The organism is Lentzea sp. NPDC036949, from assembly GCF_055608075.1.
Map to the genome: position 1 here is coordinate 740,259 of NZ_JBVJRA010000002.1, position 25,700 is coordinate 765,958.

At 71.1% G+C, this 25,700-nt stretch carries 23 protein-coding genes; 13 read left to right on the forward strand and 10 right to left on the reverse strand.

Annotated features, from left to right (window positions below; translation table 11 throughout):
- The first annotated feature begins 16 nt into the window (after positions 1-16).
- Positions 17-1,009 carry a serine hydrolase domain-containing protein gene (locus ACZ7CD_RS09360; protein ID WP_470378708.1) on the forward strand — a complete coding sequence of 331 codons (993 nt, stop codon included), beginning with the start codon at positions 17-19 and terminating at the stop codon, positions 1,007-1,009.
- Between the two features lie 250 nt (positions 1,010-1,259).
- Here the strand turns inward: ACZ7CD_RS09360 and ACZ7CD_RS09365 are convergent, their stop codons facing one another.
- Positions 1,260-1,496 carry a hypothetical protein gene (locus ACZ7CD_RS09365; protein ID WP_360396571.1) on the reverse strand — a complete coding sequence of 79 codons (237 nt, stop codon included), beginning with the start codon at positions 1,494-1,496 and terminating at the stop codon, positions 1,260-1,262.
- Positions 1,497-1,812: 316 nt separating this feature from the next.
- On the opposite strand from ACZ7CD_RS09365, the gene ACZ7CD_RS09370 reads away from it, so the two are divergent.
- Positions 1,813-2,739, forward strand: coding sequence for an NADP-dependent oxidoreductase (locus tag ACZ7CD_RS09370; RefSeq protein WP_360396569.1), 927 nt, complete (start codon positions 1,813-1,815; stop codon positions 2,737-2,739).
- Positions 2,740-2,745: 6 nt separating this feature from the next.
- Here ACZ7CD_RS09370 and ACZ7CD_RS09375 read toward each other — a convergent pair whose 3' ends face one another.
- On the reverse strand, positions 2,746-3,114 hold the full coding sequence (locus tag ACZ7CD_RS09375; RefSeq protein WP_470378709.1) for a MerR family transcriptional regulator: 369 nt from the start codon (positions 3,112-3,114) through the stop codon (positions 2,746-2,748).
- 189 nt (positions 3,115-3,303) lie between these two features.
- Between ACZ7CD_RS09375 and ACZ7CD_RS09380 the strand changes: the two genes are divergently transcribed.
- Positions 3,304-3,597, forward strand: coding sequence for a putative quinol monooxygenase (locus ACZ7CD_RS09380; RefSeq protein ID WP_470378710.1), 294 nt, complete (start codon positions 3,304-3,306; stop codon positions 3,595-3,597).
- A gap of 12 nt (positions 3,598-3,609) precedes the next feature.
- Positions 3,610-4,512 carry an AraC family transcriptional regulator gene (locus ACZ7CD_RS09385; protein ID WP_470378711.1) on the forward strand — a complete coding sequence of 301 codons (903 nt, stop codon included), beginning with the start codon at positions 3,610-3,612 and terminating at the stop codon, positions 4,510-4,512.
- 6 nt (positions 4,513-4,518) lie between these two features.
- Here ACZ7CD_RS09385 and ACZ7CD_RS09390 read toward each other — a convergent pair whose 3' ends face one another.
- Positions 4,519-5,205, reverse strand: coding sequence for a nitroreductase (locus ACZ7CD_RS09390; RefSeq protein ID WP_470378712.1), 687 nt, complete (start codon positions 5,203-5,205; stop codon positions 4,519-4,521).
- Between the two features lie 219 nt (positions 5,206-5,424).
- The gene (locus ACZ7CD_RS09395) at positions 5,425-5,886 is read right to left on the reverse strand and encodes a VOC family protein (RefSeq protein WP_470369328.1); all 462 of its coding nucleotides are present in this window, start codon (positions 5,884-5,886) and stop codon (positions 5,425-5,427) included.
- A gap of 812 nt (positions 5,887-6,698) precedes the next feature.
- Here ACZ7CD_RS09395 and ACZ7CD_RS09400 point away from each other — a divergent pair.
- Positions 6,699-8,324 carry a hypothetical protein gene (locus ACZ7CD_RS09400; RefSeq protein WP_470378713.1) on the forward strand — a complete coding sequence of 542 codons (1,626 nt, stop codon included), beginning with the start codon at positions 6,699-6,701 and terminating at the stop codon, positions 8,322-8,324.
- A gap of 9 nt (positions 8,325-8,333) precedes the next feature.
- On the opposite strand, the gene ACZ7CD_RS09405 is transcribed toward ACZ7CD_RS09400, so the two are convergent.
- The gene (locus ACZ7CD_RS09405; protein WP_470378714.1) at positions 8,334-9,200 is read right to left on the reverse strand and encodes a helix-turn-helix domain-containing protein; all 867 of its coding nucleotides are present in this window, start codon (positions 9,198-9,200) and stop codon (positions 8,334-8,336) included.
- A 105-nt stretch (positions 9,201-9,305) separates the two neighbouring features.
- Here ACZ7CD_RS09405 and ACZ7CD_RS09410 point away from each other — a divergent pair, with 105 nt between their 5' ends.
- Positions 9,306-10,007: an SDR family NAD(P)-dependent oxidoreductase gene (locus ACZ7CD_RS09410; protein WP_470378715.1), complete on the forward strand. Its 702-nt coding sequence runs from the start codon at positions 9,306-9,308 to the stop codon at positions 10,005-10,007.
- Here the strand turns inward: ACZ7CD_RS09410 and ACZ7CD_RS09415 are convergent, their stop codons facing one another.
- Complete coding sequence (locus ACZ7CD_RS09415; RefSeq protein WP_360396553.1) at positions 10,008-10,415, reverse strand: PPOX class F420-dependent oxidoreductase; 408 nt, start codon at positions 10,413-10,415, stop codon at positions 10,008-10,010.
- A complete protein-coding gene (locus tag ACZ7CD_RS09420; protein WP_470378716.1) occupies positions 10,412-11,041 on the reverse strand; it encodes a TetR/AcrR family transcriptional regulator in 630 nt (209 codons plus the stop codon). The genes ACZ7CD_RS09415 and ACZ7CD_RS09420 overlap by 4 nt, the downstream gene beginning before the upstream one ends.
- 74 nt (positions 11,042-11,115) lie before the next feature.
- Here ACZ7CD_RS09420 and ACZ7CD_RS09425 point away from each other — a divergent pair, with 74 nt between their 5' ends.
- The 4 genes from ACZ7CD_RS09425 (at position 11,116) to ACZ7CD_RS09440 (ending at position 16,399) form a co-directional block, all read left to right on the forward strand.
- Positions 11,116-12,249 carry an epoxide hydrolase family protein gene (locus tag ACZ7CD_RS09425; RefSeq protein WP_360396549.1) on the forward strand — a complete coding sequence of 378 codons (1,134 nt, stop codon included), beginning with the start codon at positions 11,116-11,118 and terminating at the stop codon, positions 12,247-12,249.
- A gap of 241 nt (positions 12,250-12,490) precedes the next feature.
- On the forward strand, positions 12,491-13,069 hold the full coding sequence (locus tag ACZ7CD_RS09430) for a TetR/AcrR family transcriptional regulator (RefSeq protein ID WP_360396883.1): 579 nt from the start codon (positions 12,491-12,493) through the stop codon (positions 13,067-13,069).
- Positions 13,069-15,039, forward strand: a complete 1,971-nt coding sequence (locus tag ACZ7CD_RS09435) for an ABC transporter ATP-binding protein (protein ID WP_470374184.1) — start codon at positions 13,069-13,071, stop codon at positions 15,037-15,039. Before ACZ7CD_RS09430 ends, ACZ7CD_RS09435 begins: the two co-directional genes overlap by 1 nt.
- A 253-nt stretch (positions 15,040-15,292) precedes the next feature.
- Positions 15,293-16,399, forward strand: coding sequence for a pectate lyase family protein (locus ACZ7CD_RS09440; protein ID WP_360396547.1), 1,107 nt, complete (start codon positions 15,293-15,295; stop codon positions 16,397-16,399).
- 103 nt (positions 16,400-16,502) lie between these two features.
- On the opposite strand, the gene ACZ7CD_RS09445 is transcribed toward ACZ7CD_RS09440, so the two are convergent.
- The gene (locus ACZ7CD_RS09445) at positions 16,503-17,960 is read right to left on the reverse strand and encodes a trypsin-like serine protease (protein ID WP_470378717.1); all 1,458 of its coding nucleotides are present in this window, start codon (positions 17,958-17,960) and stop codon (positions 16,503-16,505) included.
- A gap of 58 nt (positions 17,961-18,018) precedes the next feature.
- The gene (locus ACZ7CD_RS09450; protein ID WP_470378718.1) at positions 18,019-19,569 is read right to left on the reverse strand and encodes a S8 family peptidase; all 1,551 of its coding nucleotides are present in this window, start codon (positions 19,567-19,569) and stop codon (positions 18,019-18,021) included.
- Between the two features lie 239 nt (positions 19,570-19,808).
- On the opposite strand from ACZ7CD_RS09450, the gene ACZ7CD_RS09455 reads away from it, so the two are divergent.
- The 3 genes from ACZ7CD_RS09455 to ACZ7CD_RS09465 all read left to right on the forward strand — a co-directional run bounded on the left by ACZ7CD_RS09455 (position 19,809) and on the right by ACZ7CD_RS09465 (position 24,558).
- On the forward strand, positions 19,809-22,631 hold the full coding sequence (locus ACZ7CD_RS09455) for an ATP-binding protein (protein WP_470378719.1): 2,823 nt from the start codon (positions 19,809-19,811) through the stop codon (positions 22,629-22,631).
- Positions 22,632-22,802: 171 nt separating this feature from the next.
- Positions 22,803-24,038 carry an MFS transporter gene (locus ACZ7CD_RS09460; protein ID WP_470378720.1) on the forward strand — a complete coding sequence of 412 codons (1,236 nt, stop codon included), beginning with the start codon at positions 22,803-22,805 and terminating at the stop codon, positions 24,036-24,038.
- Between the two features lie 112 nt (positions 24,039-24,150).
- Positions 24,151-24,558: a hypothetical protein gene (locus ACZ7CD_RS09465; protein WP_360396539.1), complete on the forward strand. Its 408-nt coding sequence runs from the start codon at positions 24,151-24,153 to the stop codon at positions 24,556-24,558.
- Positions 24,559-24,632: 74 nt separating this feature from the next.
- On the opposite strand, the gene ACZ7CD_RS09470 is transcribed toward ACZ7CD_RS09465, so the two are convergent.
- Positions 24,633-25,520, reverse strand: a complete 888-nt coding sequence (locus ACZ7CD_RS09470) for an oxidoreductase (protein WP_360396537.1) — start codon at positions 25,518-25,520, stop codon at positions 24,633-24,635.
- Positions 25,521-25,700: the final 180 nt, after the last annotated feature.

The window sequence follows — 25,700 nt, forward strand, 5'->3', positions numbered from 1 at the left end:
GACCTACCCTGCCTGGATGGTGCAGGGGGAGATCGACCGCACAGCAGAGGAAGAGGACTTCTCCGGGGTCGCGTGGCTCGACCACGGCGGAGAGGTCGAGATCGCACGCGCCTACGGGCTCGCCGACCGCGCCCACTGGGTGCCCAACACCGTCGACACCAGGTTCGGCATCGCCAGCGGCAGCAAGGGTTTCACCGCGCTGGCCGTGCTCTCGCTGGTGCACGAGGGCAAGCTGGCCCTGGACACCGCGGCCCGTTCGCTGCTCGGCGACGACCTGCCGCTGATCGCGGACGACGTGACCGTCGAGCACCTGCTCACCCACACCTCCGGCATCGGCGACTACGTAGACGAGGAAGCCGGCCACGAGCTCACCGACTACGTCGTCGGCGCCGCGCACGAACTGACGACCACCGAGGCGTTCCTGCCGCTGCTCGACGGCCACCCGGCCAAGTTCCCCGCGGGCGAACGGTTCAGCTACTGCAACAGCGGCTTCGTCGTCCTCGCCCTGCTCGCCGAACGCGCGAGCGGCACCGGCTACCACGACCTGGTCCGCGAACGCGTCCTGCGGCCCGCCGGCATGACCAGGACCGACTTCCTGCGCTCCGACGAACTGCCCGGCGACGCGGCCGTCGGCTACCTGCCGATCGACGGCGTGGACCGCTCCAACGTATTCCACCTGCCGGTGCTGGCCACCGGCGACGGCGGCATCCACACCACCGCGGCGGACATGTCGGCGTTCTGGCGCGCCCTGTTCGCCGGGCGGATCGTGCCCGACGTCGAGGAGGTCGTGCGCCCGCGGTTCGACGTGCCCGAGGACGAACCGGTGCAGTACGCGCTGGGCTTCTGGCTGCGCGGCGGCACCGACACGGTGATGCTCGTCGGCAGCGACGCCGGGGTGTCGTTCAAGTCGACTCACGACCCGCACACCGGCACCACCTGCACGGTGCTGTCCAACACCTCCCCCGGCGCCTGGCCGATCGCTCGCGCCATGGCCGGCGGACGATGGTGATCGAGTGGCCGGCGTCGTCGGCCTTCGCGATGGCGCAGTCCGACACCACCGGCAGTCTGTTCCGAATGGACGGTGCGGCGAGGAGCACCGGAGCTGCTGCCGGCCCGCACCTCCCGGTGGCGAGCGCCGCACCGGCGCCGGCGCGGCGGACAGGCGGCCGATCCCCGAAGTATCAGCCGTCACAGCCCGCGCGCCGACTTCCGGCACCGGCGGGGCAGACCGGGCGCCGCCCAGGCGCCCGGCCCACCGCCTACTTGTCGTCCGGGTTGCCGCAGAGGCCGCTGTCGTTGTCCGACAGGACCGGCACGGCGATGACGTTGACGTCGATGAAACAGGCGTTGATGTCGCTGGCGATCTCGGTGTCGTCGAGGTCGACGAGGCCGACCTGGTGGGTGAGGTCCAGCTCGGGGGTGGCGGCCATGGCCTGCGAACCGAAACCGAGGAAAGCGCCCGCGATGGCGACGGCCGCTCCTGCCTTCTTCAGCACGAAATCTCCTAAGAATGGTTGTGTTCACTCGGGACTCGGCGAGCAACCGCTCAGCCGGAACCTCGCAGCACCGTAGCCAGACCGGTGCGGGACCCAGAAATCCATGATCACGCGATGGTGTGAATGTCGGCCGATCACCACACCATCGGGTTGTTTCGCGCAATTGATGTTTGCGCCGTGTCGTCCGTTTCAGGTGGTTCCCGCCCTCCCCGAGTTGCCCGCGTCACATCGGGTGGAAGTTGACACCGGTGTCAGCACCTAGCGTCGGGGCAGCGCGTTCCGAAGGCCGGAACGCCACCGGTGGAGGAGATCCGCGATGGGCACTGCGTTGGGCTACAAGGCTTTCGGCGGACCGGAGGTCCAGGAGTTCTTCGAGCGGCCCGATCCGGTGCCCGGTCCGGCGGAGGTCCTCGTCCGCGTCGAGGCCGCCGGGGTCAACCCCCTCGACCACCTGCTGCGCTCCGGGCACGTGACCGCGATGAACGGCGACGTGCCCTTTCCGCAGGTGCTCGGCATGGAGGCAGCGGGAACGGTCCTCGCCGTCGGCGCCGACGTGACCGGGCTGGCCGTCGGTGACCGGGTCACCGGGTTCGCGCTCACGTTCGCGGGCACCTATGCCGAGACGACGCTGTTGCTCGCCGAGTCCACCGCCCGCATCCCCGACGCGCTGCCGGCGACGTGGGCGGCGACCATTCCCGTCGCGGGCACCACGGCGCTGGACGTGGTCGACCAGCTCGACCTGCCCGCCGGTTCCTCGCTGCTGGTGAACGGGATCGGCGGCGGTGTCGGCATCGCGCTGGCGCAGGTCGCGCGTGACCGCGGCCTGGTCGTGACGGGCACGGCGAGCTCGGCCAAGCGGGAGCTCGTCGCGAAGACCGGTGCGACCTTCGTCGACTACACCGGGGGCGATGTCGTGCAGCGGTTGCGCGAGCTGGCGCCCGACGGGTTCGACGCGGTGGTCGACACCGTCGGCGGCGAGTCGTTGCGCGCGGTGGCCGCACTCGCGGTGAAGCCGGAGGCGCTCGTCTCCGTCGGTGACCCGTCGGTGGCCGACCTGGGTGGCGCGGCGGTCCGGCGGCGGCTGGACCGGGCGGGGCTCGAACGCGTGGCGGAGCTGATGGTCGCCGGGCGGCTCGACCCGCACATCACCGGCACCTACCCGCTCGCGCGGGCGCAGGAGGCGCTGGCGCTCGTCGAGTCGCGGCACGCCACGGGCAAGCTCGTCGTCGACCTGAGCCGCTGACGGCGCTCAGCCGGTGGCCGTCCCCTGCCGGTAGCTGGTGTTGATCTCGATCAGCTCGTCGAGGACGGCCCTGGCCTCGACGAGCCTGGCGATGTCGGCGGTCAGCCGGTCCCGTTCGCCGGTCATCGTGGTGAAGGCGTCCTCGGCGACGGCCCTGCTGTCGCTGTCCACGCAGGGCAGCAGCCGTGCGATCACCTTGCTGCTCAGGCCCGCGTCGAACAGCCGCCGGATGATCTCGACGCGCACGGCCGTCGTCGGCGGGTAGTGCCGCTGCCCGCCGACGGACCGCGTGCTGTGCATCAGGCCCTGCTGCTCGTAGTAGCGCAGCGAGCGGGCGCTGACCCCGGCCAGCCGGGCCAGTTCTCCGATCCGCATGCCACCAGCCTAGGCGGGTGGCATGCGGATCTCGTAGCCGCGTCATTCGACTGCCCAACCCGTACGCATTGACAACAACGGCGGTCAGAATGACGACTGCGGTCCGCATCGGAGCCTGTAGCTTGGCTGAGCGACCTGCGACAGGTAGTTCCAGGCCGAACCGGCCACTCCCCCAGAAGAAGGCTCCTCATGGCACACACCGCTCTGCTGAAAGTCACGGCCAAGCCCGGCCGCGCGTCAGACGTCATCGATTTTTACCGGGTCACGCTGGCTGCCACGCGCTCCCGTCCGGGACTCATCGGGCTTCGCGTGGTGCGCGAGGCGAAAAACCCCAACAACTTCATGCTGATCGAGCAGTGGGATTCCAAGGAGGACCAGGCCGCTTACGCCGCCTGGCGCGCCACCACACCGGAAGTCAGCGAGGCTTTCAGCGAGATGATCGACTCGTTCTCGCTGGAGTGGTGGGATGAGATCAACGCCTGACACCGGAGAGTCATGACCGGCGAAGACATTTTTTCCGACGTGATGAGCACATTGCGTCTCAGTTGCGTCCTTGCCGGTCATCGGTCCGGTTCGGGCGATTGGTTGATCCAATCGCCACCGCCCGGCAGGGTCAAGGTCCTGGCGGTGACGCGAGGGCAGATCAAGTTCCGCCTCGGCAAGGAGCCGGAGTGGCTCGAAGTAGCAGCCGGTGAAGCGCTTGTCCTGGATGGCCGGTCTCCGTTCGTGTTCGGCACGAAGCTCGACATGGCACCCACGCAGGCCGTCCTCGGCGAGCGGGACATCTCGCCCTCGCCTGACGATGAGACCGTGTGCGTCACCGCGCACGTCGACCTGAGAGGCGGGGCTGATCTGTTCCTGCAACAAGCCGTGCCGGCCGTCACCCACGTTTCCGCTGATTCGAACGCCGGCCCGGCCATGGGATGGCTGCTGCGGCAGCTGGACGTTGAGATGAAGCACCGGCTGCCCGCATCTCACCGCGCCTCCGAACACGTTTTGGAGATCCTCTTCATACACGTCATGCGCGAGTGGCTGTCGGCCGGCTTGGCACTCCCCGCCGGCTGGATCCACCTCTTTGCAGACCCGGTGCTCAGCCCTGCCGTGAGACTGATCCACCACGAGCGCAAATTCGCCCTGTCGGTCGGCGAGTTGGCGCGCGCCTGCGGGCTTTCGCGGACGGTCTTCATCGAAAAGTTCCGCGAAAGTGCCGGGATTCCTCCCGCCTCGTACGTGTTGCAGTGGAAGATGCAGCTGGCACTCAGCCTCTTGGAATCCACGGAGATGTCGGTCGACCAGATTGCGCGACATCTTGAATATTCGTCATCGAGCGCGTTCAACGTCGCGTTCAAGCGCTCGACGGGGAGAGCGCCCGGAAGTCTCCGGAAAGCAAGGCGTTGAAGCGCGCTACGAGGAGTGCCAGGTGACGGCGCTGCCGACGTCCACGCGGGAGGTGCGGAAGCCGTTCACCGGGTGCGCGAGGTCGGGGTGGCCGAACGAGACGCCGGCCACCACCCGCCTGGTCGCGGGGAGCTCGAAGTGGTCGCGCAGGAAGTCGCTGTACCCGGCGAGGGCGGCCTGGGGTGCGGCGCCCAGGCCGAGGCTCTGGGCGGCGAGCAGGAATGAACCGAGGTAGAGGCCGCAGTCGACGGCGCCGTAGACGCCCAGGTCCGCCTCGGTCGTGATGATCGCGACGTGCGGTGCGTCGAACAGCTCGAAGTTGCGCAGCAGCTGCCGCGCGGCGCCCTCGTGGTCACCGCGTTCGACGCCGACGCTGGTGTAGAGCTGCCTACCGCATTCCCGTCGGCGTTCCTGGTAGACCCCGGTGTACTGGACGGGGAACGGGAAGTCCGGCTGACCGGGGTGCTCCCGCAGGTGTCCGAGCAGCCGGGTGCGGAACCGCTCGGTGCCGGCGCCCTCGGTGACGACCACGTGCCACGGCTGGGTGTTGCACCACGACGGGGTACGCTGCGCGAGCGCGAGCAGCTGCTCGATCGTGGACCTCGGGACCGGGTCGGGCAGGAACTGCCGGCAGGTCCACCTCTCGTCCAGCAACCGCCGCAGCGCCTCGTGCAACCCGGTCGTCGTGCTCACTGCGACCTCCGCGGCGGTGTCGATCTCCCGGCCGGAGCCAGTGGTGCTGCCCAGATCGTTGACCCGGTAATTGATCTTCCGCGCTGACCGGCCAGGCTGGTCCCGCTTGTCGAGTGCGGAGGTCGGCTCGGGGGCTGAGCGCCCCGAGGAGTGGCCGGCCGGTCCGCCGAGGCGGGGCGATGGGTCGCCAGCGGGCGGGACCACCACCTCCGGGCGTCCTCAGTTCAGGACGCGGTCGTGGAACTGCGGGAGCGGGTGCGGGACCTTGCCCTCGGGCACCGGTGGGTGGCCCGACGGGTCCGACGGGAACGAGATGACCTCGATGAGGTAGCCGTCGGGGTCCGGGGCCAGCGTGATGGTGATGCCGCCGACCTTCAGCGGCGGGTCGCACGCGAGGGCGTAGCCCGCGTCCGCGATCTCGGCGGCGGCTGCCGCGGCGTCGTCGACGGTGAGGACGAACGGCGTCCACGCGGGCGCGCCGGACTGGACCGGCATGCTGTCGCCGCACATCAGCACCACCCTGCCCTGACCGCTCGCGTCGGCGAGCACCACCTCGGTGACGTCCGGTGCGGTGAACTCGACCCGTTGCAGCACTGACAATCCGATCGCTTTCGTGTAGAAGTCGATGGACCGTTCCAGATCGCTGACCACAATCTTGGCGTAGCTCAGGCGGACTTCCATGGCGTGCGCACCTCCGGGCGTTCGATGCGGTCGCGGGGGACGATCAAACGCAACATAATGTGTTGTGCAAGATCTTGTCCACACTCGACGGAGGAGCACGGCCGTAAGCGCACCACTGGACGGGTCACCGTCCTCTCCTTGCGTCTCGATAGGCGCTGCCGAATGACTTTGCGGACTCGTTCGATCCGGTCTCACCGACGAAGACTTCGAACAAGCGGCGAATGAGTGGCGCGAGAAACGCCTGTACCCCAGCACGCGACTACGAGCGCTCGGCATCGACATCGATCTTGCCAATGTCATGCCCGACGCCATCATCGGCGCAGATCCGGTTCACTTCTGGATCATTGAAGCCGTCGCGTCTGATGGTTTCGTATCATCGCCTCTGGAATCTGGACTTGGTTCGCGGATGAGCCGGGCCTTTCAGCATGAATCGTGATGCACTCGTAGAGGTCCAGGACACGGTGCATCTCGGTGCAGGGTCTCCCGGCTGATCGCGGTGACGGTGCCGCGGTCGAGCAGGTGGAGCGCACAGCGTGCTCAGCGACCAGGTGGAGAACGCGGTGATGCCCCAGTCGGCGGGGGACGTCCGGGCGACCAGGCAGATCCGGTCACCGATCGTCTCCGTTCGCCCCCGCTCCATGCGGACGAACACGCCCGGACGACGAGCCGTGGCCACCTCCGCACTCGACAAGCGGGACCAGCCTTGCCTGGTCAGCGCGGAAGACCAATTACCTGGTCAACGATCTGGGCAACACCACCAGCACGGCACTGCTAGCCTCCACATCACCCCCTCTGACCTGGCAGGACGGACCATGTTCGACGCTGCTGCGCTGCCCGCCTTCGCACCGCCGGACCTCGGCGAGCACGAGGACGGGGACGACGCGGAACGGCCGCCGTTGCGCGGCCACACGACGCCTCCCCCTGGGTTGACCGACGTGGACTGGGCGGCCCTGGAGGACGCCTACGGCACGGCCGCCGACACGCCGTTGTTCATCGAGGCGATCACGAGCGACGACGACGGCGACCGGAACTTCGGCGTGTACGGCCTCTACTCGGCCACCACGCACCAGGGGTCGGTCTACACGGCGTCCGAGGCCGCGATCCCGTTCCTGGCCGAGCTGCTGCACCAGGACAACGAGCTGGCACCGCTGTTCCTGGCTAGGATCGCGGTCGGTGAGACGCACTTCGTGGCCCGGCCGGACGACGTCGCCAAGGCCACGAGCGAGTACGCGGGGCTGGTCGCGGAGTTCGCCGCCGACGTCGAGGCGATGTGGACCCGCACCGGTGACGACGAGGCGCTGCGGCTGCTGGTGCTGCTGGGCCGGGAGCCGGAGAGGCTGCCCGCCCTGACACCCGACGCGTCCGCGGGACTCTGCCTGGCCCACGGTTTCCTGGCCGCGCGCGACAACGGAGTCACGCCCGGCAGCGCGCGACGCACCGACGCGAGGGTGGACCACGTCGCCGCGGCACGGGATCTGATGACGACCAGCCCGTCGTTGCACGTGCGCGGTGCCGCGGCCGCGTGCCTGGTCTACTCGGGTTTCGCCGACGACGGCACGCGGGCGTTGCTGCACCACCTCGCGCAGGGCGAGTACCCGGTGCACGACACGTGGACGGGTGACCTCGGCGAGCTGGCCGCGGCGGCGTGGACCTTCGGCACGGACGACGACGGACTGCTGACCGCGCCCGAGGGCAGCCGTCCGACGTTGCACGCCCGGCTGCTCGAACGGATGGCGCGCCAGTTCCGCGGCAGCGGGGACGGCTACCGCGCGCTGGCGCCGGAGGAGCTGACCGCGGCCCAGCGCACGACCCTGGAGACCGCGCTCCGCTCCTCACCGCAGACGATCACCGGTGCCGACGTCGACTACCTGTGGGTCGACGTCCCGGGAACGGTCGCCGCGGCGCAGAGGCTGCTCGGCACCGCGACCGGCGAGCTGACCCGGCGCACCTCACTGGGCCCGCTGTGGTTCGTGCTGGAGGACGCCCTGCTCGCCCGCGGCGACCGGGAGTCCGCCCTCACCGCCCTGGCCGAGGTCGACGCGTGGGCCGCGCTCGGCGAGGTGTTCGCCCAGCGCGGGCCGGACAGCACGAACGAGTCGATCAGCTTGACCGTGCGCCACTTCCGCGGCGACCGCCACGACTCCGCCGTCACGCTCGCGCTGTCCTCGGTCTTCGCCGACGCACTCGCCGGCCACCGCCCACGGATGGAGGCGTTCCTGGACGGGTGGCTGCCGCGGGTGTCCGAACTGGACGGTCACGACCTGGCGTTCAACGTCCCCGGTGAACGCATCGGCACGGCACTGGCCGCCCTGGCCCGGTCGGGCGGGTTGCCGGAGCGCTTCCGCCCGATGGTCAAGCCGTACCACCGGTTCCCGGAGTACTCCACGGTGCCGCTGCCGTTGCTGGAGGAGCTCGGCTGGGCGGCGCCGGGCGACTGACGCACGCCCTCAGACGGCGGCGGGTGCGCCGGTGACGGTGGCGAGCTGGAGCTTGGTCTCGTCCGCGCTGCCGGGCACCGCCGTCATGACGACGATCTTGAGCTCGGTGTCGCCGTCGCCCAGGACGTCGCAGTCGACCTCGACCGGGCCCACCGACGGGTGGTGGACCGTCTTGTGGTCCTCGCGGTGCGCGGCGACCGCCCCGGTGGCCCACAGCCGCGCGAACGTCTCGTTGCCCGCGGTCAGCTCCCGGACGAGCGCGGCCAGGCGGCGGTCCCGCGGGAACCGGCCGGTCGCGCGGCGCAGGTCGGAGACGACGGCGGCGTCGGTGGCGGCGCGGTCCGCCTCGGTCACCGGCCACCGCGCGAGGTGGGCGGGGCCGCCGTCGGCGGCGAACCGGTCGCGGGCGAAGTTGCGCGACCGGGGCGGGGAGAGGGCCGGGTCGCCCAGCAGCGCCGCCCACCCGCGGTTCCACCACACCAGCTGCCAGTCCGCCGCGAAGACGGCGGCGGCCACGTCGCCGAGGCGGGCCAGCACCCGCTGCATCCCCGGCGGGACGTGGTCGGAGATGGTCCCCTCGGCCGGCGGCACGAGCAGGGCCAGCCGGTACAGGTGGTCCCGCTCGGCGGTGGAGAGTTGCAGAGCACGCGCCAGCGATGCCACCACCGACGCGGAGGGGGCCGTGGCCCGCCCCTGTTCCAACCGCACGACGTAGTCGACCGAGACGCCAGCCAGGTCGGCCAGCTCCTCGCGCCGCAGCCCCGCCGCACGCCGCCCGCGCGCCGTGCCGATCCCGGCGGCCGCCGGGGACAGCCGGTCCCGCCAGGTCCGGATCATCGCACCGAGTCCGGTGCCGGAGGTCGTCACGACGTCCATCCTGCTGCCCGCGGCGTCCGTTGTCCGGGTGGGAGGGTGGTACTGCTGTTCCTACCGCCGGGCCGGTCCTGGTCCACGGCCGCGCCGGCGCTCACGATCGTTCTCATGACGATCACCTTCATCACCGGGGCCAACAAGGGTCTCGGCCGCGAGACCGCCCGCCGCCTCGCCGGGCTCGGCCACACCGTCCTGGTCGGTGCCCGCGACCGGGAGCGGGGCGAGGAGGCCGCCGCGGCGCTCGGCGCGCGGTTCGTCCCGATCGACGTGACCGACGACGCGTCAGTGGCCGCTGCGGCCGCCGACGTCTGCGACCACGAGGGCCGCATCGACGTCCTGATCAACAACGCCGGCGTGCACGGCCCCCTCGGAGGGGAGCTGGGCGACCTGACCGCCGCCGACGCCCTCGCCGTCTTCGAGGTCAACGTGCTCGGCGTCGTGCGCACGACGCACGCGTTCCTGCCGCTGCTGCGCCGCTCCGACGACCCGGTCGTCGTCAACGTCAGTAGCGGCATGGGTTCCCTCGCCCTCACCCACGACCCCGGCCGCCCCGAGTCGGGCGTGGTCGCACCGTTCTACGCCGCCTCGAAGGCGGCGCTGACGATGTTGACCACGCAGTACGCCAAGGGCTTGCCGGGCATCCGCGTCAACGCGGCCGACCCCGGCTACACCGCGACGGACCTCAACGGGCACAGCGGCTTCCAGACGGTCACCGAGGGCACGGATGCGATCGTCGCGCTCGCCACCGAGGGCCGCGGGGCGGGCACAGGCCGGTTCGTGTCCCGCGAGGGCGAGCTCGCCTGGTCCTGATCAGGGCGTGTGCATGCGGTCGACCTTCACCGTGAGGACGACGCGCTGCTGCTCACCGCCGCCGAAGCCCGGGTAGGGCCGCCCGAGGTACTTCTGCGACAGCTCGTCGATGTGTTCGCGCGCGCCGTCGGCGGTGATGTCCACGACGCTGCCGCGCAGCGCCCAGTACCGGGAGGGCGCGGCCGGGTCGGCGATGCCGATCGCGATGCGCGGGTCGCGGCGGAGGTTGCGGGTCTTCTGGTGGGTGTCGACCGTGTTGATCAGCACGTGGTCGCCGTCGGTGCCCACCCAGGTCTGGGAGATCTGCGGTGAGCCGTCAGGCATGAGGGTGGTGACGAAGCAGATCGCCTTGGCGTCGAGCACGGCGATCAGGTCGGCGGGCAGTGCCGTCATGGTGAGGGCCTTCATCTCGTCTGGTCGTTGTAGAGGTGGCCGATGAGCGCCTCGTCGGGGGCGTCGCCGGAGAGGTCGGCGTGGCGCAGGCCGGCCAGGGCGATCCGCAGGGAACGGCGCCACAGGCCGGGTGCGCGGGTGCGGGTGGCGTCCATGACGCTGCCGACCATCACGTGCACCGCGGCGAAGTCGGCCGGTGTCGCACCGGCGGGGAGCTGACCCGCGCGGACGGCCCGGTCGACCAGGCCGGCCACCAGCGGGGTCATCCGGTCGTGCGCCCGCTGCACCAGCGCCGTGGCCTGGTCGCGGCTGCGCAGCAGCTCCCCCAGGCCGCGGCTCTGCGCCTCGACCTCCAGCTGTCGTTCGAGGAACCAGGCGAGCCCAGCCAGTGCGTCCTCGTGCTCGGCGGCCTCCTCCGCGAAGCCGACCACCTTGTCGACGTGGTCGCTGAAGAGGGCGTCCAGCAGGTCTTGGCGCTCGGGGAAGCGGCGGTACACCGTGCCCATCCCGGTGCCTGCGGCCCGCGCGATGTCCTCATAGGACACGTCAAGTCCTTGGGTGGCCATCAGCTCGTACGCCGTGCGCAGCAGCAGCTGGCGGTTGCGCTCGGCATCGCGCCGCAAGGGAGGGGGTCCGGTCACGCACCGAACCCTAGACAAGTGGAAGAGGAATTCCAAGTTGAAGATTTATTCCACTTATGGGCTACGCTCATGCCATGGAGCCGTTCCCGATCGCCGTCCCCGAAGCCGACCTGCTGGACCTGCGCGCCCGCCTGACCGCCACCCGGTGGCCCGACCGCGAGACCGTCACCGACGGCAGCCAGGGTCCGCAGCTCGACCGCATCCGCGCCCTGTGCGAGCACTGGGCCACCGGCTACGACTGGCGGCGGGCCGAGCAGGTCCTCAACGACCTCGGCTCGTCCCGCACCACCATCGACGGCGTCGACGTCCACTTCCTGCACGTCCGCTCGGCCGAGCCGGACGCGGTGCCGTTGCTGCTGTGCCACGGCTGGCCCGGTTCGGTCCTGGAGTTCCGGCACCTGGTCGGCCCGCTGACGGACCCGGTCGCCCACGGCGGCGACGCCCGCGACGCGTTCCACGTCGTGATCCCGTCAATGCCGGGATTCGGGTTCTCCGGCAAACCGACCACGACGGGCTGGACCGCCGCCCGCGTCGCCGACGCGTGGACCACCCTCATGCTGCGGCTGGGTCACGACACCTGGTTCGCGCAGGGCGGCGACTGGGGTGCGGCCGTGGTCGAGCAGCTGACCCGCAGGGCACCCGAACGGTGCCGGGGCGTGCACTTCAACCTGCCGCTGGTGTTCCCCACCGCCGCCGAACTGGCCGAGGCGACCGAGGAAGAGCAGCGGATGGTGGCCCGCGCCCAGCGCTACCAGGACGAGCTCAGCGCGTACGCCCGCGAACAGGCCACCCGCCCGCAGACGATCGGCTACTCGCTCGCGGACTCACCGGCCGGCCTCGCGGCCTGGATCTACACGCTCTTCCAGGACGTCACCGACAGCGACGGCAACCCCGAGGACGTCATCGACCGCGACGAGATCCTCGACGACATCATGCTCTACTGGCTGCCCAACGCCGCCGCGTCGTCCGCGCGCCTCTACTGGGAGGAGGCCAGGACCGGCGGCGGCGCCCAGGAACCCAACCCCGTGCCCGCCGGGTTCAGCATCTTCCCCGGTGAGGCGGTGCAGGCGTCGCGGCGGTGGGTGGAGCGGCGGTACACGACGGTGCTGCACCACGCCCAGCTGGAGCGCGGCGGCCACTTCGCGGCCCTCGAACAGCCGCGCGTCCTCACCGAGGAGATCCGGACGACGTTCCGGTCGCTGCGCTGACCACGCAGCTCGGCTCGGCAGCTCACCGGGGTTCCCGGTCGTCCACGGAGACCGAGGAGCTCTCGATGGCGTTGCCCGCTCCCCCGCGCCACAGGTTGAACCCGGCTTCGACCGCGACCAGGTACCACTCGTGCGAGATCGGCCGGTCCGCTCCTGGCGAACCCGCTTGACGGAGTGAGCACTCACTCCGCATGCTGGGCGCATGACACCGACATCCGAGGCCCGGCGGCGAGCGCCGGGCATGAGCGCGGAGGACCGCCGCGCCATGATCGTGCACGCCGTGCTGCCGCTGCTGGTCGAGCACGGCACGAACGTCACGAGCAGCCAGATCGCCCGCGCCGCCGGCATCGGCGAGGGCACCGTCTTCCGCGCGTTCAAGGACAAGGACGAGCTGTTCGACGCCTGCACGGCCGAGGCGCTCAAGCCCGACCACGTGCTCGACGCCATCGCCGAGATCCCCCTCGACCAGCCGCTGGAGGACCGCCTCGTCGAGGCGGCAGAAGCGCTCGGCGCGCACCTCGAGCGGATGGGCGCGCTCATGGGGGCGCTGCGCGCGTCCGGCCGTCCCAAGCACCGCGACCACCGCCGCGGGGAGCACGGCGGCAGGAGCCGGCGGCACGAGTCGATGATCGCGATCCGGGAGGCCGTGGTCGAGCTGTTCGTGCCCGACACCGACCGGTTGCGCCTGCCACCCGACCAGCTCGCCGCCCTGTTCCTGACCCTGCTGTTCGGCGGCCGCAGGCTGGCCTCCGACGTCGACGCGCCCACCACGCGCCAGGTGGTCGACTTCTTCCTGCACGGCGCCGTGGAGGCCGCATGATGCCGGGCGGCGTGGAGTTCCTGCTGGGCCGGCGTGGCCGCAGGCGCGCTCCCACGACCGTTCCGGACAGCGGGCTCACCGGACCGGTCGACATCCCCGAACCGACACCGGAGCCGCAACCGAAGGACCTGCGCTCCCGCCTCAGGCGGGTCAGGACGTCCGTTGCGGGCACCGTCCGCGGCCTGCCGAAGGTCGCGAAGCTGACGTGGCAGGCCAGCCCGGTCCTGACGGTCGTGCTGACGCTGATCACGCTGCTGTCCGGGCTGCTGCCGACCGCGACCGCCTACATCGCGAAGCTGCTGCTGGACTCCGTCGTCGCGGCGATCCAGCACACCGGCACCACCGGGGACATCGCGAAGGTCGCGGCACTCCAGTTCGGCGTGCTCGCCGCGACCGCGGTCAGCAGCGCGCTGACGTCGATCGCGCAGTCGCTGCTGCAGGAACGCATGACGCTGACCATCCGCCACCGGGTCATGACCCACGCCAGCGACCTGCACCTCGCCTACTTCGAGGGCTCCGCGTCGTACGACATGCTGCGCCAGGCCGCGCAGGAGGCGCCCACCCGGCCGTTGTCGATGATGAACTCCGCGCTGGGGCTGCTGCGGACGCTGATCACGTTCGGCAGCATGATCGCGTTGCTCGTCTCGATCAGCCCCCTGCTGGCGCTGGTCGCGCTGCTGGCGCCGATCCCGGCGTTCATCTCGCAGTCGAGGTACGGCTCGCGCGCGTTCTGGCTGACCTTCATGATGTCGCCGATCAAGCGCCGGATGGACTACCTGTCCTCGCTGGTCACGACCGACACCTACGCCAAGGAGACGAAGCTGTTCGGGCTCGGCCCGTACTTCGTCGACCGGTTCCGCCGGCTCGGCACCGTCTCCTACGAGCGGCAGCGCAAGCTCACGGTCAACCGCAACGTCAGCTCGACGTCCTGGGGCCTGCTGAGCACCCTCGCGGGCTCGGCGATAACGCTGTACATCGCGCTGGAAGCGGTCGGCGGCCGGCTCACCCTGGGCGACCTGGCGCTGTACACGGCCGCGGCGGCGTCGGTGCAGGCGTCGGTCTCGGGGCTGTTCACGGCGTTCTCGGGGATGTACGAGAACAACCTCTACCTCGACACGCTGTACCGGTTCCTCGACACCAAGCCGGAGATCACCGCCCCACCGGCACCGCGGCCGATGCCGTCCACCGTGGAGGGGCACATCGAGTTCGACTCGGTGACCTTCAGCTACCCCGGCGCGGGGGAACCCGCGCTCGACGACGTGAGCTTCGAGATCCGCCCCGGCGAGACGGTGGCGGTGGTGGGCCGCAACGGCGCGGGCAAGTCGACGTTGTTCAAGCTGCTGTGCCGCCTCTACGACCCGACCGGCGGCCGCATCCTGCTCGACGGCGTCGACATCCGCGAGTACGACCCGGTCGAGCTGCGCACCCGCGTCAGCGCGATGTTCCAGGACTACGTGACCTACCAGGGCACCGCCGCGGAGAACATCGGCCTCGGCGACCTCGCCCGGCTCGAAGACCGGCCGCACATCGAGAACTCGGCCCGCCGCGCCGGTGCCGACGAGCGCATCGAACGGCTGCCGCAGGGCTACGACAGCCCCCTCGGCCGCTGGTTCGACCAGGGCGTCAGCCTGTCCGGCGGCGAGTGGCAGAAGATCGCGCTGGCCAGGGCGTTCCAGCGGGAGGCACCGATCCTGGTGCTGGACGAACCGACCTCCGCGCTGGACGCCCAGGCCGAGCACGACCTGTTCGCCCGCCTGCGGGAGCTCTCGGAAGGCCGCACGACCCTCTACATCTCGCACCGGTTCTCCACCGTGCGGCAGGCGGAGCGGATCCTGCTGCTGGAGCACGGGAAGGTCGCCGAGTACGGGACGCACGAGGAGCTGATGGCGGCCGGGGCCGGGTACGCCGAGCTGTTCACGTTGCAGGCCAAGGCATACCTGGACGAGGTGCCGGGCGCACGCGTCGAATAGCGCGTCCTGTTCGATTCGAACAGGCGAAATCACGTCCTCCAGGCTGCGGAAAATCGAATCGTTCATATTCATGAATCATCCGTACGACCCGCACGACTGGGGCTTCGAGTTCATGACCGTGAATTTTATTGCTCAGCACGCGCTGTTGCGCAATACTCGACAAAAGCGCCGCCAGCTACGCTGACTCCCACCGCCATAGCGATCAGCGTCATTTCGATGAATTCGTCCGATCTTCGAAGACGCAGGAGGACAAATGAAACGACCAGTCGCACGGCGGATCTCCGCTGTCGTGGCCGCGGTGGCCGTCGCGACCTCGACCGGCGCGGTGCTGGTGACGTCACCGGCGTCGGCGGCGGCCGGCACCGCGACCGGCTACGCCTCCCAGAACGGCGGGACCACCGGCGGACAGGGCGGGGCGACGGTCCGGGCCACCACGGGAACCCAGATCCACCAGGCCCTGTGCGGCCGCGCGAGCAGCAGCACGCCGATCGTCATCGAGGTGTCGGGCACGATCAACCACGGCAACACCGCCAAGGTCTCCGGCAGCAGCTGCGAGACCGCCGCCGGCGTGATCGAGCTCAAGCGGATCAGCAACGTCACGATCATCGGCGTCGGCAGCGGAGCCGTCTTCGACCAGCTGGGCATCCACATCCGCGAGTCCCGCAACATCATCATCCGGAACGTGACGGTCAGGAACGTCAAGAAGTCGGGCTCCCCCACCTCGAACGGCGGCGACGCCATCGGGATGGAGAGCAACGTCCGCAACGTCTGGGTCGACCACGTCGACCTCCTGGCCTCGGGTGGCGAGTCGGAGGGCTACGACGGCCTGTTCGACATGAAGAACAACACCCAGTACGTGACCCTGTCCTACAGCACCCTGCGCAACTCCGGTCGCGGCGGTCTGGTCGGGTCCAGCGAGAGCGACCGCTCGAACGGGTTCATCACCTACCACCACAACCTGTACCAGAACATCGACTCCCGGGCGCCTTTGCTGCGCGGCGGCATCGCCCACATGTACAACAACCACTACGTGAGCTTGAACGAGTCCGGCATCAACTCCCGGGCCGGCGCCAAGGCCAAGGTGGACAACAACTACTTCAAGAACTCCCGCGACGTCCTCGGCACCTTCTACACCACGGAGGCCGGTTACTGGCAGGTCAGCGGCAACGTCTTCGACACCGTGACGTGGTCCGCCCCGAGCAGCGACCACAGGCCCGCCGGGCCCGACGTCAAGTCCACCACGACCGTCTCTGTGCCCTACGCCTTCACCCTCGACCAGGCCACCTGCGTTCCGGGTGTCGTGAGCCGCACGGCAGGCTCGGGAACGGGTCTGGCGGAGTCGAACGGCAGCTGCCAGTAGAACTCCGCACGGACTGAGCGAGATCCTGTTCGACGAGGGGAGCCCGTGGCGGCACAGGCCGTCACGGGCTCCCGTGTTCGCAAGACCTTTCCCCGTGGGGAGATCAGCGAACGGTGAGGGTGTACTCCGCGGTTCCGGTCTTGCCCGCGCTGTCCGTCGCCGTGACGGTCACCCTGTAGGTGCCGCGCTGGTACGGGCCCATCAGCGTCATCCGGGTGGTGCCGCCCGGGTTGACGGTCTGCGGGGTGAACATCGGCGCGTTGGGCAGGCCGGCGCCGGTGAGCCGGATGGTGCCCGTGCCACCGGTGACGGTGACCGTCGCGGTGGCGTAGCCACCTGGCGGGACGCTGCCGGAGTTCGGCGACACCGAGGGCGTGGGGCCGTTCACGGTGCCGCTGCCGACGGTGAGCGTGTACTCGGCGGTCCTGGACTCCGCGGTGCCCTTGGCCGTGACGGTGACCTTGTACGTGCCCGCCGGGGTGGTGGCCGAGGTCGCGAGGGTCAGCTTGGCCACCTCACCGGAGTTGACGGCCGCGGGCTGGAACGTGGCCGTCGTTCCCGCGGGCAGGGCGGACGCGCTCAGCTCCAGCTTCTCCGGGCCCTGGTCGCCTGCCGTGGTGGTGACGCTGGTGGAGACGTGCTTGCCGGGCTCGGCCTTGCCGGAGGACGGCGACAACGCCACCGCGAACCTGCCGGGCTGGGTACCGCCGCCGATCTCGCCCTTGGCCCAGTCGCCCATGGAGTTGGTCAGCCGCGCCATGATGCTGTAGCGGTTGCAGCCGCTGGCACCCCACGACGAGACGCCGACGATCACGCCGTCCACGATGAACGGACCGCCGCTGTCACCCGAGCAGTTGGCGGTGCGCCCGTCGTCGTAGCCGGTGCACACCATCAGGTCGCCGTTGACCCTGATGTCGAAGACCTGGCAGCCCGCGGGGTCGTTGACCGGCAGGGTGGTCTTGCGCAGCTCGCCGGACCCGCCGGCCGAGGAGGTCTTGCCGTAGCCCAGGGAGAAGCCGGACTTACCCGGCCGAGTGAGGGCGCTGTCCCCCGAGCCGGCCACCGCGGCCCACTGGCTCTGCGGGACCGGCAGGTCGTCGGCCGTGGTGACGACAGCGACGTCATAGCCGGTGCGCCAGCCGCCGGAGCCGGTGTAGCCGGGGTGGGTCTTGAACGACTCGACGGCGGTGCGGAACATCTCGTCGCCGGGGGTGTTCAGGTCGTCGTCGCCGTAGACGTAGCTCTTGGCGCCGGTGGCGTCGACCATGCAGTGCGCCGCGGTGAGGATCTTGCGCTTGCCGACCACCGAGGCGGTGCAGGACTGCCCCTGCGGGCCGTTGCCACCGACGCGCATGCCGGCGATGACGAACGGGTGTTCCTTCACGGTGGTGCGTTCCCCGTTGACGATCAGGGCTCCGGCGCCACCGGGGCGCAGCTGGTCGGTCGGGGTCGCCGCGGTGCTGGTCCCGCCGGCGGGCGTGGCGCCCGCCGCGGTGACGACGGGCATGGTCACCGCGGCCAGTGCCAGGGTGAGTACCGCTGCGAAGCGTGGTGTTCTCATCGTGTTCCTTCGGTGCAGGGGTGTGATCGAGCCGGAGGACGTTGTCCGTCCACTTCGGTCAGAAAGTGATGGACCAGCCGGTGAGCGTGCCGGTGTCGAACCGGTAGGTGTCGGTCACCAGGAGCCGCCAGGTGCCGTTGGCCTCCTCGCGCGAGGCGTCGACGGTGAAGCTGCGGTGCACGCCGCCGGACTCGCCGACACCGCCGGCGCGCTGGAGCGGGTAGGCCGTCCCGCTCGGTCCGACGAGACCGATGGCGAGGTCCCCGGTGTAGCCGTGGTCGATGTCGACCCGGACCGACAGCGCGGCAGAAGCCTTGCCGTCACAGGAGTCCTGGGTCACCGAGGTGCCGACCGCGGTACCCGCGTCGGGGATCGCCACGTCCTCGTCGTTGCTCCTGGCTCCGCACCGGGGCGGGGTGCCGCCGCCGACGTCACCGACGAAGAGCAGCCTGTTGGGCGAGCCGGTCCCGGGATTGCTGACCAGGTCGGGGGTGGCGCTGCGCACCAGCGCATCGCCGACCTGCTGCGGGGTCGCGCCGGGGTGGGCCGACAGGTACAGCGCGGCGGCGCCCGCCACGTGCGGTGAGGCCATCGAGGTGCCGCTGGCGGTGCGGAAGGACCCGGCGTTGTCGCTGGAGTGGATGTTGCCACCCGGAGCGAACAGGTCGACGCAGCGACCGTAGTTCCCGCCGCGCGTGCGGTCCTTGTTGAACCAGCCGACCGTGAGCGCCTCGGGGACGCGGGCCGGGCTGACCCCGCACGCGTCCTCGCCGTTGTTGCCGGCGGAGACCACCACCACGAGCCCCTTGGCCACCATCGCCTTGACCTGCTCGTCACCGACGCCGAGGACGTCCATGCCCAGGCTCAGGTTCACCACGGCGGGCTTCACCGCGTTCTTGGCCACCCACTCCATGGCGCTGACGGTGACCGAGTCCGGGCCGGAGCCCCGGCAGTCCAGCGAGCGCACGGCCACGACCTTGGCCTTCTTCGCCACGCCCACGGTCTTGCCCGCGATCGTGCCGGCCACGTGCGAACCGTGCCAGTAGCAGTCACTCGCGTCGGCGTCGTTGTCGAGCAGGTCGTAGCCGTGGCTCGCCCTGCCCTCGAACTCGGGGTGCTGGATGCTGATCCCGGAGTCGATGACGTAGGCGGTCACGCCCTCGCCCTCGTTGGGGTAGGCGTACTTCTTGTCCAGGGCGGTGGTGCGCTGGTCGACCTGGTCCAGACCCCACGACGGCGGGTTCGGCTGCTCGCCGGTGGCCGTGCTGGTGCCGTCCTGGTGCACGGACCTGACCGACGGGTCGGCCGCCAGCCGCCGTGCCTGCTGCTCGGACAGGTCGCGGACCGCGAAACCGTTCAGGGTGACCGAGTACGTGTCGGTCACGCGGCCACCGTAGCGCCGGGTGAGCGCCTCGGCCTGGCCCCCGGCAGCCGCGCGGGCCTCGGCCTTGAGCACCACCACGTACTGCCCGGGGTGGTGCCGTTCGGCTTGGGCGACAGCGGCTTCCGGCTGCTGCGCCACGGCTTGGCCCGCCGTGGCCGCCACGGTGGCGGTGGCGACCACGACCGTGACCAGGCTTGCCGCCCACCGCTTTCTGCGCTCTTGCATCTGTTCCTCCATCGCGCGTTTCGAGCGGCCGCTGGCAGGGGCTCGAGACGTCGGGCCGCTCGGCAACCACCATTCGGCCTGGGCGACGGGGTGAACAAGTGTGGCTGGGACCCGTAGGGGTACGGGAAAAGACACGTGGTCGACGGCGTTCCATTTCGCGGGGTTTACCGTGCCCGCTCGACCGACCTAGCCTGGCGGGAGTTCCGCTGCGGGTGGGCCGTCGACAGGAGCGAGCAGGCATGGGACGTGGTGGGGTGCGCCCGCTCTCCGTCCGGTCCGGGTCGGTACCGCTGGTCGGCCGGGACGCGGAGCTGGCCGCCCTGCTCGACGCCGTGCGGCACGCGCCGGCCGCGGTCTTCGTGGAGGGCCAGGCCGGGGTGGGCAAGACGCGGCTGATGGCCGAGTTCGCCGCGGTCTGGGACGGGGACGCGCGGGTGGTCGTGGGTGCGTGCCAGCCGCTGCCGGAGCCGTTCCCGTACGGGGTGCTCCTGGACTGCCTCAGCCGGTGCGGTGACCGGCTGGCCGATCCCGGTCCCGTCACCGGCGCGCTGCGCGACCACCTGCCCGAGCTCGCCGACCTGCTGCCGCCCGCGCCGCGTCCCCTGCCCGATCCCGCGGCTGAGCGGCACCGGGTCTTCCGCGCGGTGCGGGAGCTGCTCCGCTGCCTGGGGCCGACCGTCCTCGTGCTGGAGGACCTGCACTGGGCGGACGAGGAGACCCGCCGGGTGCTGCGGTTCGTGCTGGGCACCCCGCCGCCGGACCTGTCGGTGGTGGTCACCTACCGCCGCGAGGACCTGCCCACCACAGCTCCGCTCGGCCAGGTCGTGCACGTCCCGCACGGGCTCGACCTGGTCCTGCGCCCCTTCGACGCGGTGGACGTGCGGACCATGGCCGACGCGCTCGTGGGAGCCGAGATCACCTCGGCGGCGTTCGCCGACGCCGTCCTGCACGAGACGGCCGGAATTCCGTTCGTGGTGGAGGAAACGGTTCGCGCGCTGCGCGACCCGGTGCGCGATGTGCGCGCGGAAGGCGATCTCGCGCGGGAGGTCGTGGCCGGACTCGACGTGCCGGTCCTCGTGGCGGATGCGGTTCGGGAGCGGCTGGGCGCCCTGTCCGGCGCCGCCCGATCGCTGGCCGAGGCCGCCGCGGTGCTGGGCGTGCCGGAGACCGCGGACGTCCTCTGCGCCGTGGCGGCCGAGGCGGCGACGGAGCACCTCGTCGCGCTGGTGGAGTCCGGGGTGTTGGTGGAGGGAACCGCGAACAGGTTCGGCTTCCGGTGCAACACCGCCCGGCGCGCGGTGTGCGCTTCGCTGCCCGGTCCTCGCAGGCGGGAACTGCACGAACGCGCGGTGGCGGTGCTCTCCGCACTGGACAACGCGCCGGCTGTCCGCCTGGCCGTGCACGCCAAGGCGGCGGGCATGAGGGACGAGTGGCTGCGCTTCGGCGACCTCGCCGCCGAGGAGGTCGAGGACGTGCCCACCGCGGTCGGCCTGCTCTCGGAGGTGCTGGCCGACCCGGGGACCAGCGCGCGGGACGCCAACCGGCTGGCCACCAGGATGTGCGGCTACGCCCTGACCGGACTGCCCGGCGGAGTGGTGACCGCGCGGGTCGAGGCCCTGCTGTCGGACCACCGGCTGGACCCGGACGTCCGGGGCGAGGTGCACCTGTGGTTCGGACTGCTGCTGCAGCGCGAGACCGGGAAGGTGGACCGGGGTGCCGAGGAGATCGCCCACGCCCTCGACCTGCTCGGCGGGCAACCGGAACGCACCGTGCGCGGCATGGCGGCCGCGGCGGGCCCGTACCTGGGGATGGGGTCCATCACCGAGCACCGCGCCTCGCTCAGCCGGGTGGAGGGGGTCGTCGACCACCTGCCCACCCCGGCCCTGCGCATCGCCGTCCTGGCCACCACGCTCGGCGGGCGGCTCATCGCCGGTGACCCGAGCACCTGGGAGCGCATCGCCCAGCTGCCCTCCCCGGCGGAGGTGCACGATCCCGAAGAGGTCCACCAGCTGGCCAGGGCGCACTGCAACGTGGCGGACGCGTGCTCGTGGATCGGGCACTACTCGCGGGCACGGGAGTTCCTGCGCCACGGGTTCGACCTGGCCGAGCGGGCCGGCGCCTCCTACGTCGTCGGCACCGCCGAGGCCACCGAGGCCCGGCTCGACTGGCTCAGCGGGCGGTGGTCGGGGCTGGGCCAGCGGATCGACCGCCTGCTCGGCACCTATGCGAACCTGCTGCTCGCCACCGACCTGAACCTCACGCGCGGCTGGCTGGCGACGGCCAGGGGTGAGTGGGTGCGGGCCGAGGAGGCCTTCCTGGCGGCGGGTTCGCACTCAGGCGCCCCGGTCTTCCCGGTGGGCATCTCGGCGGCGGGCGGCATGGCGGGGATGCTGCTCAGCCGGGGCCAGGCCGCCGCGGCCGAGGCGCACGTCGACCGCGGGGTGGAGATGCTGCGGAGCAAGGACGCGTGGGTGTGGTCGGGCGACGTCCTGCCCCAGGCCGTGGACTGCCTGCTGGCCCTCGGCCGCGTCGACACCGCGCGGCTGCTCGTCGCGGAGACCACCGCCGGCCTGCGAGGTGCCGACGCTCCACTGGCCCAGGCGGCGCTGACCGCGTGCCGGGCGCGACTCGCCTCCGCGGCCGGGGACCGCGCAGAGGCAGACCACCTTTACCGCGAGGCGATCGACCTGCACCGGGAGCTGGGTCTGCCCTACCGGGTCACCCAGCTCGCCGAGCAGGCCGAGGGCGACACTCCCCCGGCCGGCGTGCTCGACGCCCTCGCCCGGTCCTACGAGTCGCTGGGGGCGACGGTCGACGCCGCGCGCTGCCGCCACCGCATCCGCAGCACCGGCGCGACCACCCCGTCCTACCGTGGGCGACGCGGCTACGGCGACGACCTCTCCCCGCGCGAGCAGGACGTGGCCCGCCTCCTGGTGGGCGGCCACACCAACCGGGAGATCGCCCAGGCCCTGTTCCTCTCCCGCCGCACGGTCGAGGAGTACGTCGTCAAGGTCCGCCGCAAGCTCAACGCCCGTTCCCGGCACGACGTCCGGCTCGGCTGAGCACGACGTCACCCGAGCCGGCCGTCGACCAGCCACCGCACGTGGTCGCGGTTGCGCAGGGCACGGCTCCCCGAACGACATCCGCACGTGCATCAATTTCATCGGACGTCAGGAACTCTCGATCGGTTCGGTTCCGGAGGACGATCATTCGGCGGTGGCATGATCCCGCGCATGCGGTTGCCGAAGGCTTTCCACCCGCTCCGGCATCGGCGATTTCGGCGGTTGTGGACCGGGCAGGTGTTCAGCCCACTGGGAAACGGGCTCACACCGGTCGCTTTGACGTTGCTGGTCCTGGGCGGTGACCGGCCGGCCAGCGCGCTGGGCTGGGTGCTCGGTGCGCAGAGCGCAGGGCTGATCCTGTTCGTGGTGGTCGGCGGGATGCTGGGCGACCGGGGCGACCGGGTGCTGCTGATGACGCTCGCCGACGTCGTCCGGCTCGTGGCCGTGTTGGTGCTGGCCACCGTCGGCTCCGGTGCGGCGGTCCCGACGCTGATGGTGATCACGTTCGTGCTCGGGGTCGGCGGCGCCATGTTCGAACCGGCGGCGCGAGCCCTGCTCCCCTCGCTGGTGCCCGACGACGACCTGCAGGCGGCGAACGGGCTCAACGGCGTGACCAACCGGGTGGCGCTGATCATCGGGCCCCCGGTGGGCGCGGCGCTGTTCACCGCCCTCGGCCCGTCGGTCGTGTTCGCGGTGGACGCCGCCACCTTCCTCATCTCGGTGGTCGCTCTGATCGGCCTGCGGACGACCGGCGCCGCGCCGCGCCGGGCCGAGTCCGGCCGGTCGCCCGTCTCGGAGGCGCTGGAGGGGGTTCGGGCGGTCGGGCGGCAGCCGTGGGTGGGTGCGGTCATCCTCCAGGGCGCGGTGCAGGTCCTGCTCGTGCACGCGCCGCTGGCGGTGCTCGCCCCGATCGTGCTGCGTTCCCGCGGGGAGCTGGGGTCCTACGGCTGGCTGCTGTCCCTGCAGGCGGCCGGAGCCGTGGGCGGCGCGCTGATGGCCGGGCGGTGGAAGCCGAAGGAACCCGGAACCGTCGCCCTGCTGGCGATGCTGGGTGCCGGTCCGGTGCTCGTCGGGTTGGCTGCTGGGTTCCCGGTACCGGTGCTCGCGCTGCTGATGGCGGTCTACGGGGCCGGCGGATCGCTGTTCGCGATGCTGTGGGTCAGCGCCCTGCAACGGCGGGTGCCGGACACCGTGCTGGCGCGGGTGGTGTCGTTGGACTACCTGGGTCAGCTGGGGCTCGAACCGGTCGGGCTGGCACTCACCGCGCCGTTCGCGGCGGTCGCGGGCATCGCGGCGGCGATCTGGGTGAGCATCAGCGCGCTCGTCGCGACCACAGCGCTGCCGTTCGTCGTGCGCGGTGTGCGCACTTTCGGCGCCGACCGGGACGAGAAAGAACCCAGCCGTTGACGGCGAGGGCCGTGCCCCGGTGTCACGTGTAGGTGCCGTGTAGAACGCCTCATTACGTTCGTTCAACGTGCGGAAATCCGCGCTCCAGCTGAACGGACGAAGGATCACGACAATGCGCAAGACAATCATCGCGACGTTGAGCGCGGTCACCCTGATGGCCGCCGCGGCTCCCGGGATCGGCGTCGCCGGCACGAGCGACTACCCGGTCACGCCCTTCCGGATCGAGTACGGCGCGAGCGTCCTCTCCGGTTCCATCACGTGGTACAACCGCAGCGTCTCCATCCCGGGTGAGCTGAGGGCTCGCTCCTCCGAGAAGCAGGGCCGGTTCCGCGGTACGTCCGCGAACTGCGTGACACCTCTCGAGACGCGAACGGCACAACCCGGCGAGAACAGGGGGTTCAACGTCGGGCTCAACTGCGACTACCCGGGTGGACTCACCAACGTCTACGTGGCCCTGTGGGAAGGCGACACCTACCGCGGTGGCGTGGTCTGCACCAGGCAGGGCTGCGTGGAGGACTGAGCCCGTCGGGCACAGGGCGACGCTCGGGGAGGTCCGGCCCGCACCTCCGAGGTGCGGACCGGACCTCCCCCATGTCAGCACCGCGGGAACGTCACGCCGGTGAGCCGCTCCGACGCCTCCCACAACCGCCGCGCCAGCACCGGGTCGCTGGCCGCCGCCGACCGCCCGACCAGCGCGGGGTGGCCGTGCAGCTCGAACCTCCCGTCCGGACCCACGTAGCTGGCGCCCGGCAGGTCCTGGGTCGCCGCGTACAACGACGGCAGCGCCCCCTGCTCCTCGCTCTGCGCGAGGTACCGCCCGGCCAGGTGCACGACCTTGACGAGGTGCCGGTTGCGGCCCTTCGTCCCCAGGTTGCTCGCCGTGTAACCGGGGTGAGCGGCCAACGCCCTGACGGCCGACCCCGCCTCCCGGCACCGCCGGTCCAGCTCCAGCGTGAACAGCAGGTTCGCGAGCTTCGACCGGCCGTAGGCCTTCACCGGGTTGTAGCCGGACCGGGCGAGGTCGAGGTCGTCCAGGTCGAGCACCCCCGCCCTGTGCGCGCCGGACGCCACCGTGACGACGCGGTCGGTGATCGAGGGCAGCAGCAGGTTCGTCAACGCGAAGTGCCCGAGGTGGTTGGTGCCGAACTGCAGCTCGAACCCGTCCGCCGTGCGGCCTTGCGGGGTCATCGCCACCCCGGCGTTGTTGACGAGGACGTCGATCCCGCCCTGCCACCCCTGCGCGAACGCCCGCACCGACGCCAGGTCGGCCAGGTCCAGCTGACGCACCTCGGTCGTGCCGCGCATGGCCGCCGCCGCCCGCTCCCCCGCGGCGACGTCCCGCACGGCGAGCACCGTGCGCGCCCCCGCCGCCGCGAAGGCGGTGGCCGTGCCGCGCCCCACCCCGCTGGCCGCACCGGTCACCACGACGGTGCGCCCGGTCTGGTCGGGGAGGTCTGCGACGGCCCACCGCTGCTTCGTCATGATCGCCAGTCTAGGCACCGGCTGGGTCGAGCACCGGTGCGAGCGAGGGGGTGGGGGGGGGGGAAAGCAGGGGGGGAACCCCCCGCCGGAAAAGGAGCATCAGGCCCCCTCCAGAAGGGAAAGGTGTCAGTGTCGTTCGCGGTGGGGGTGGAGAGAAAGTACGGGTCGTTGGTGGAAGCG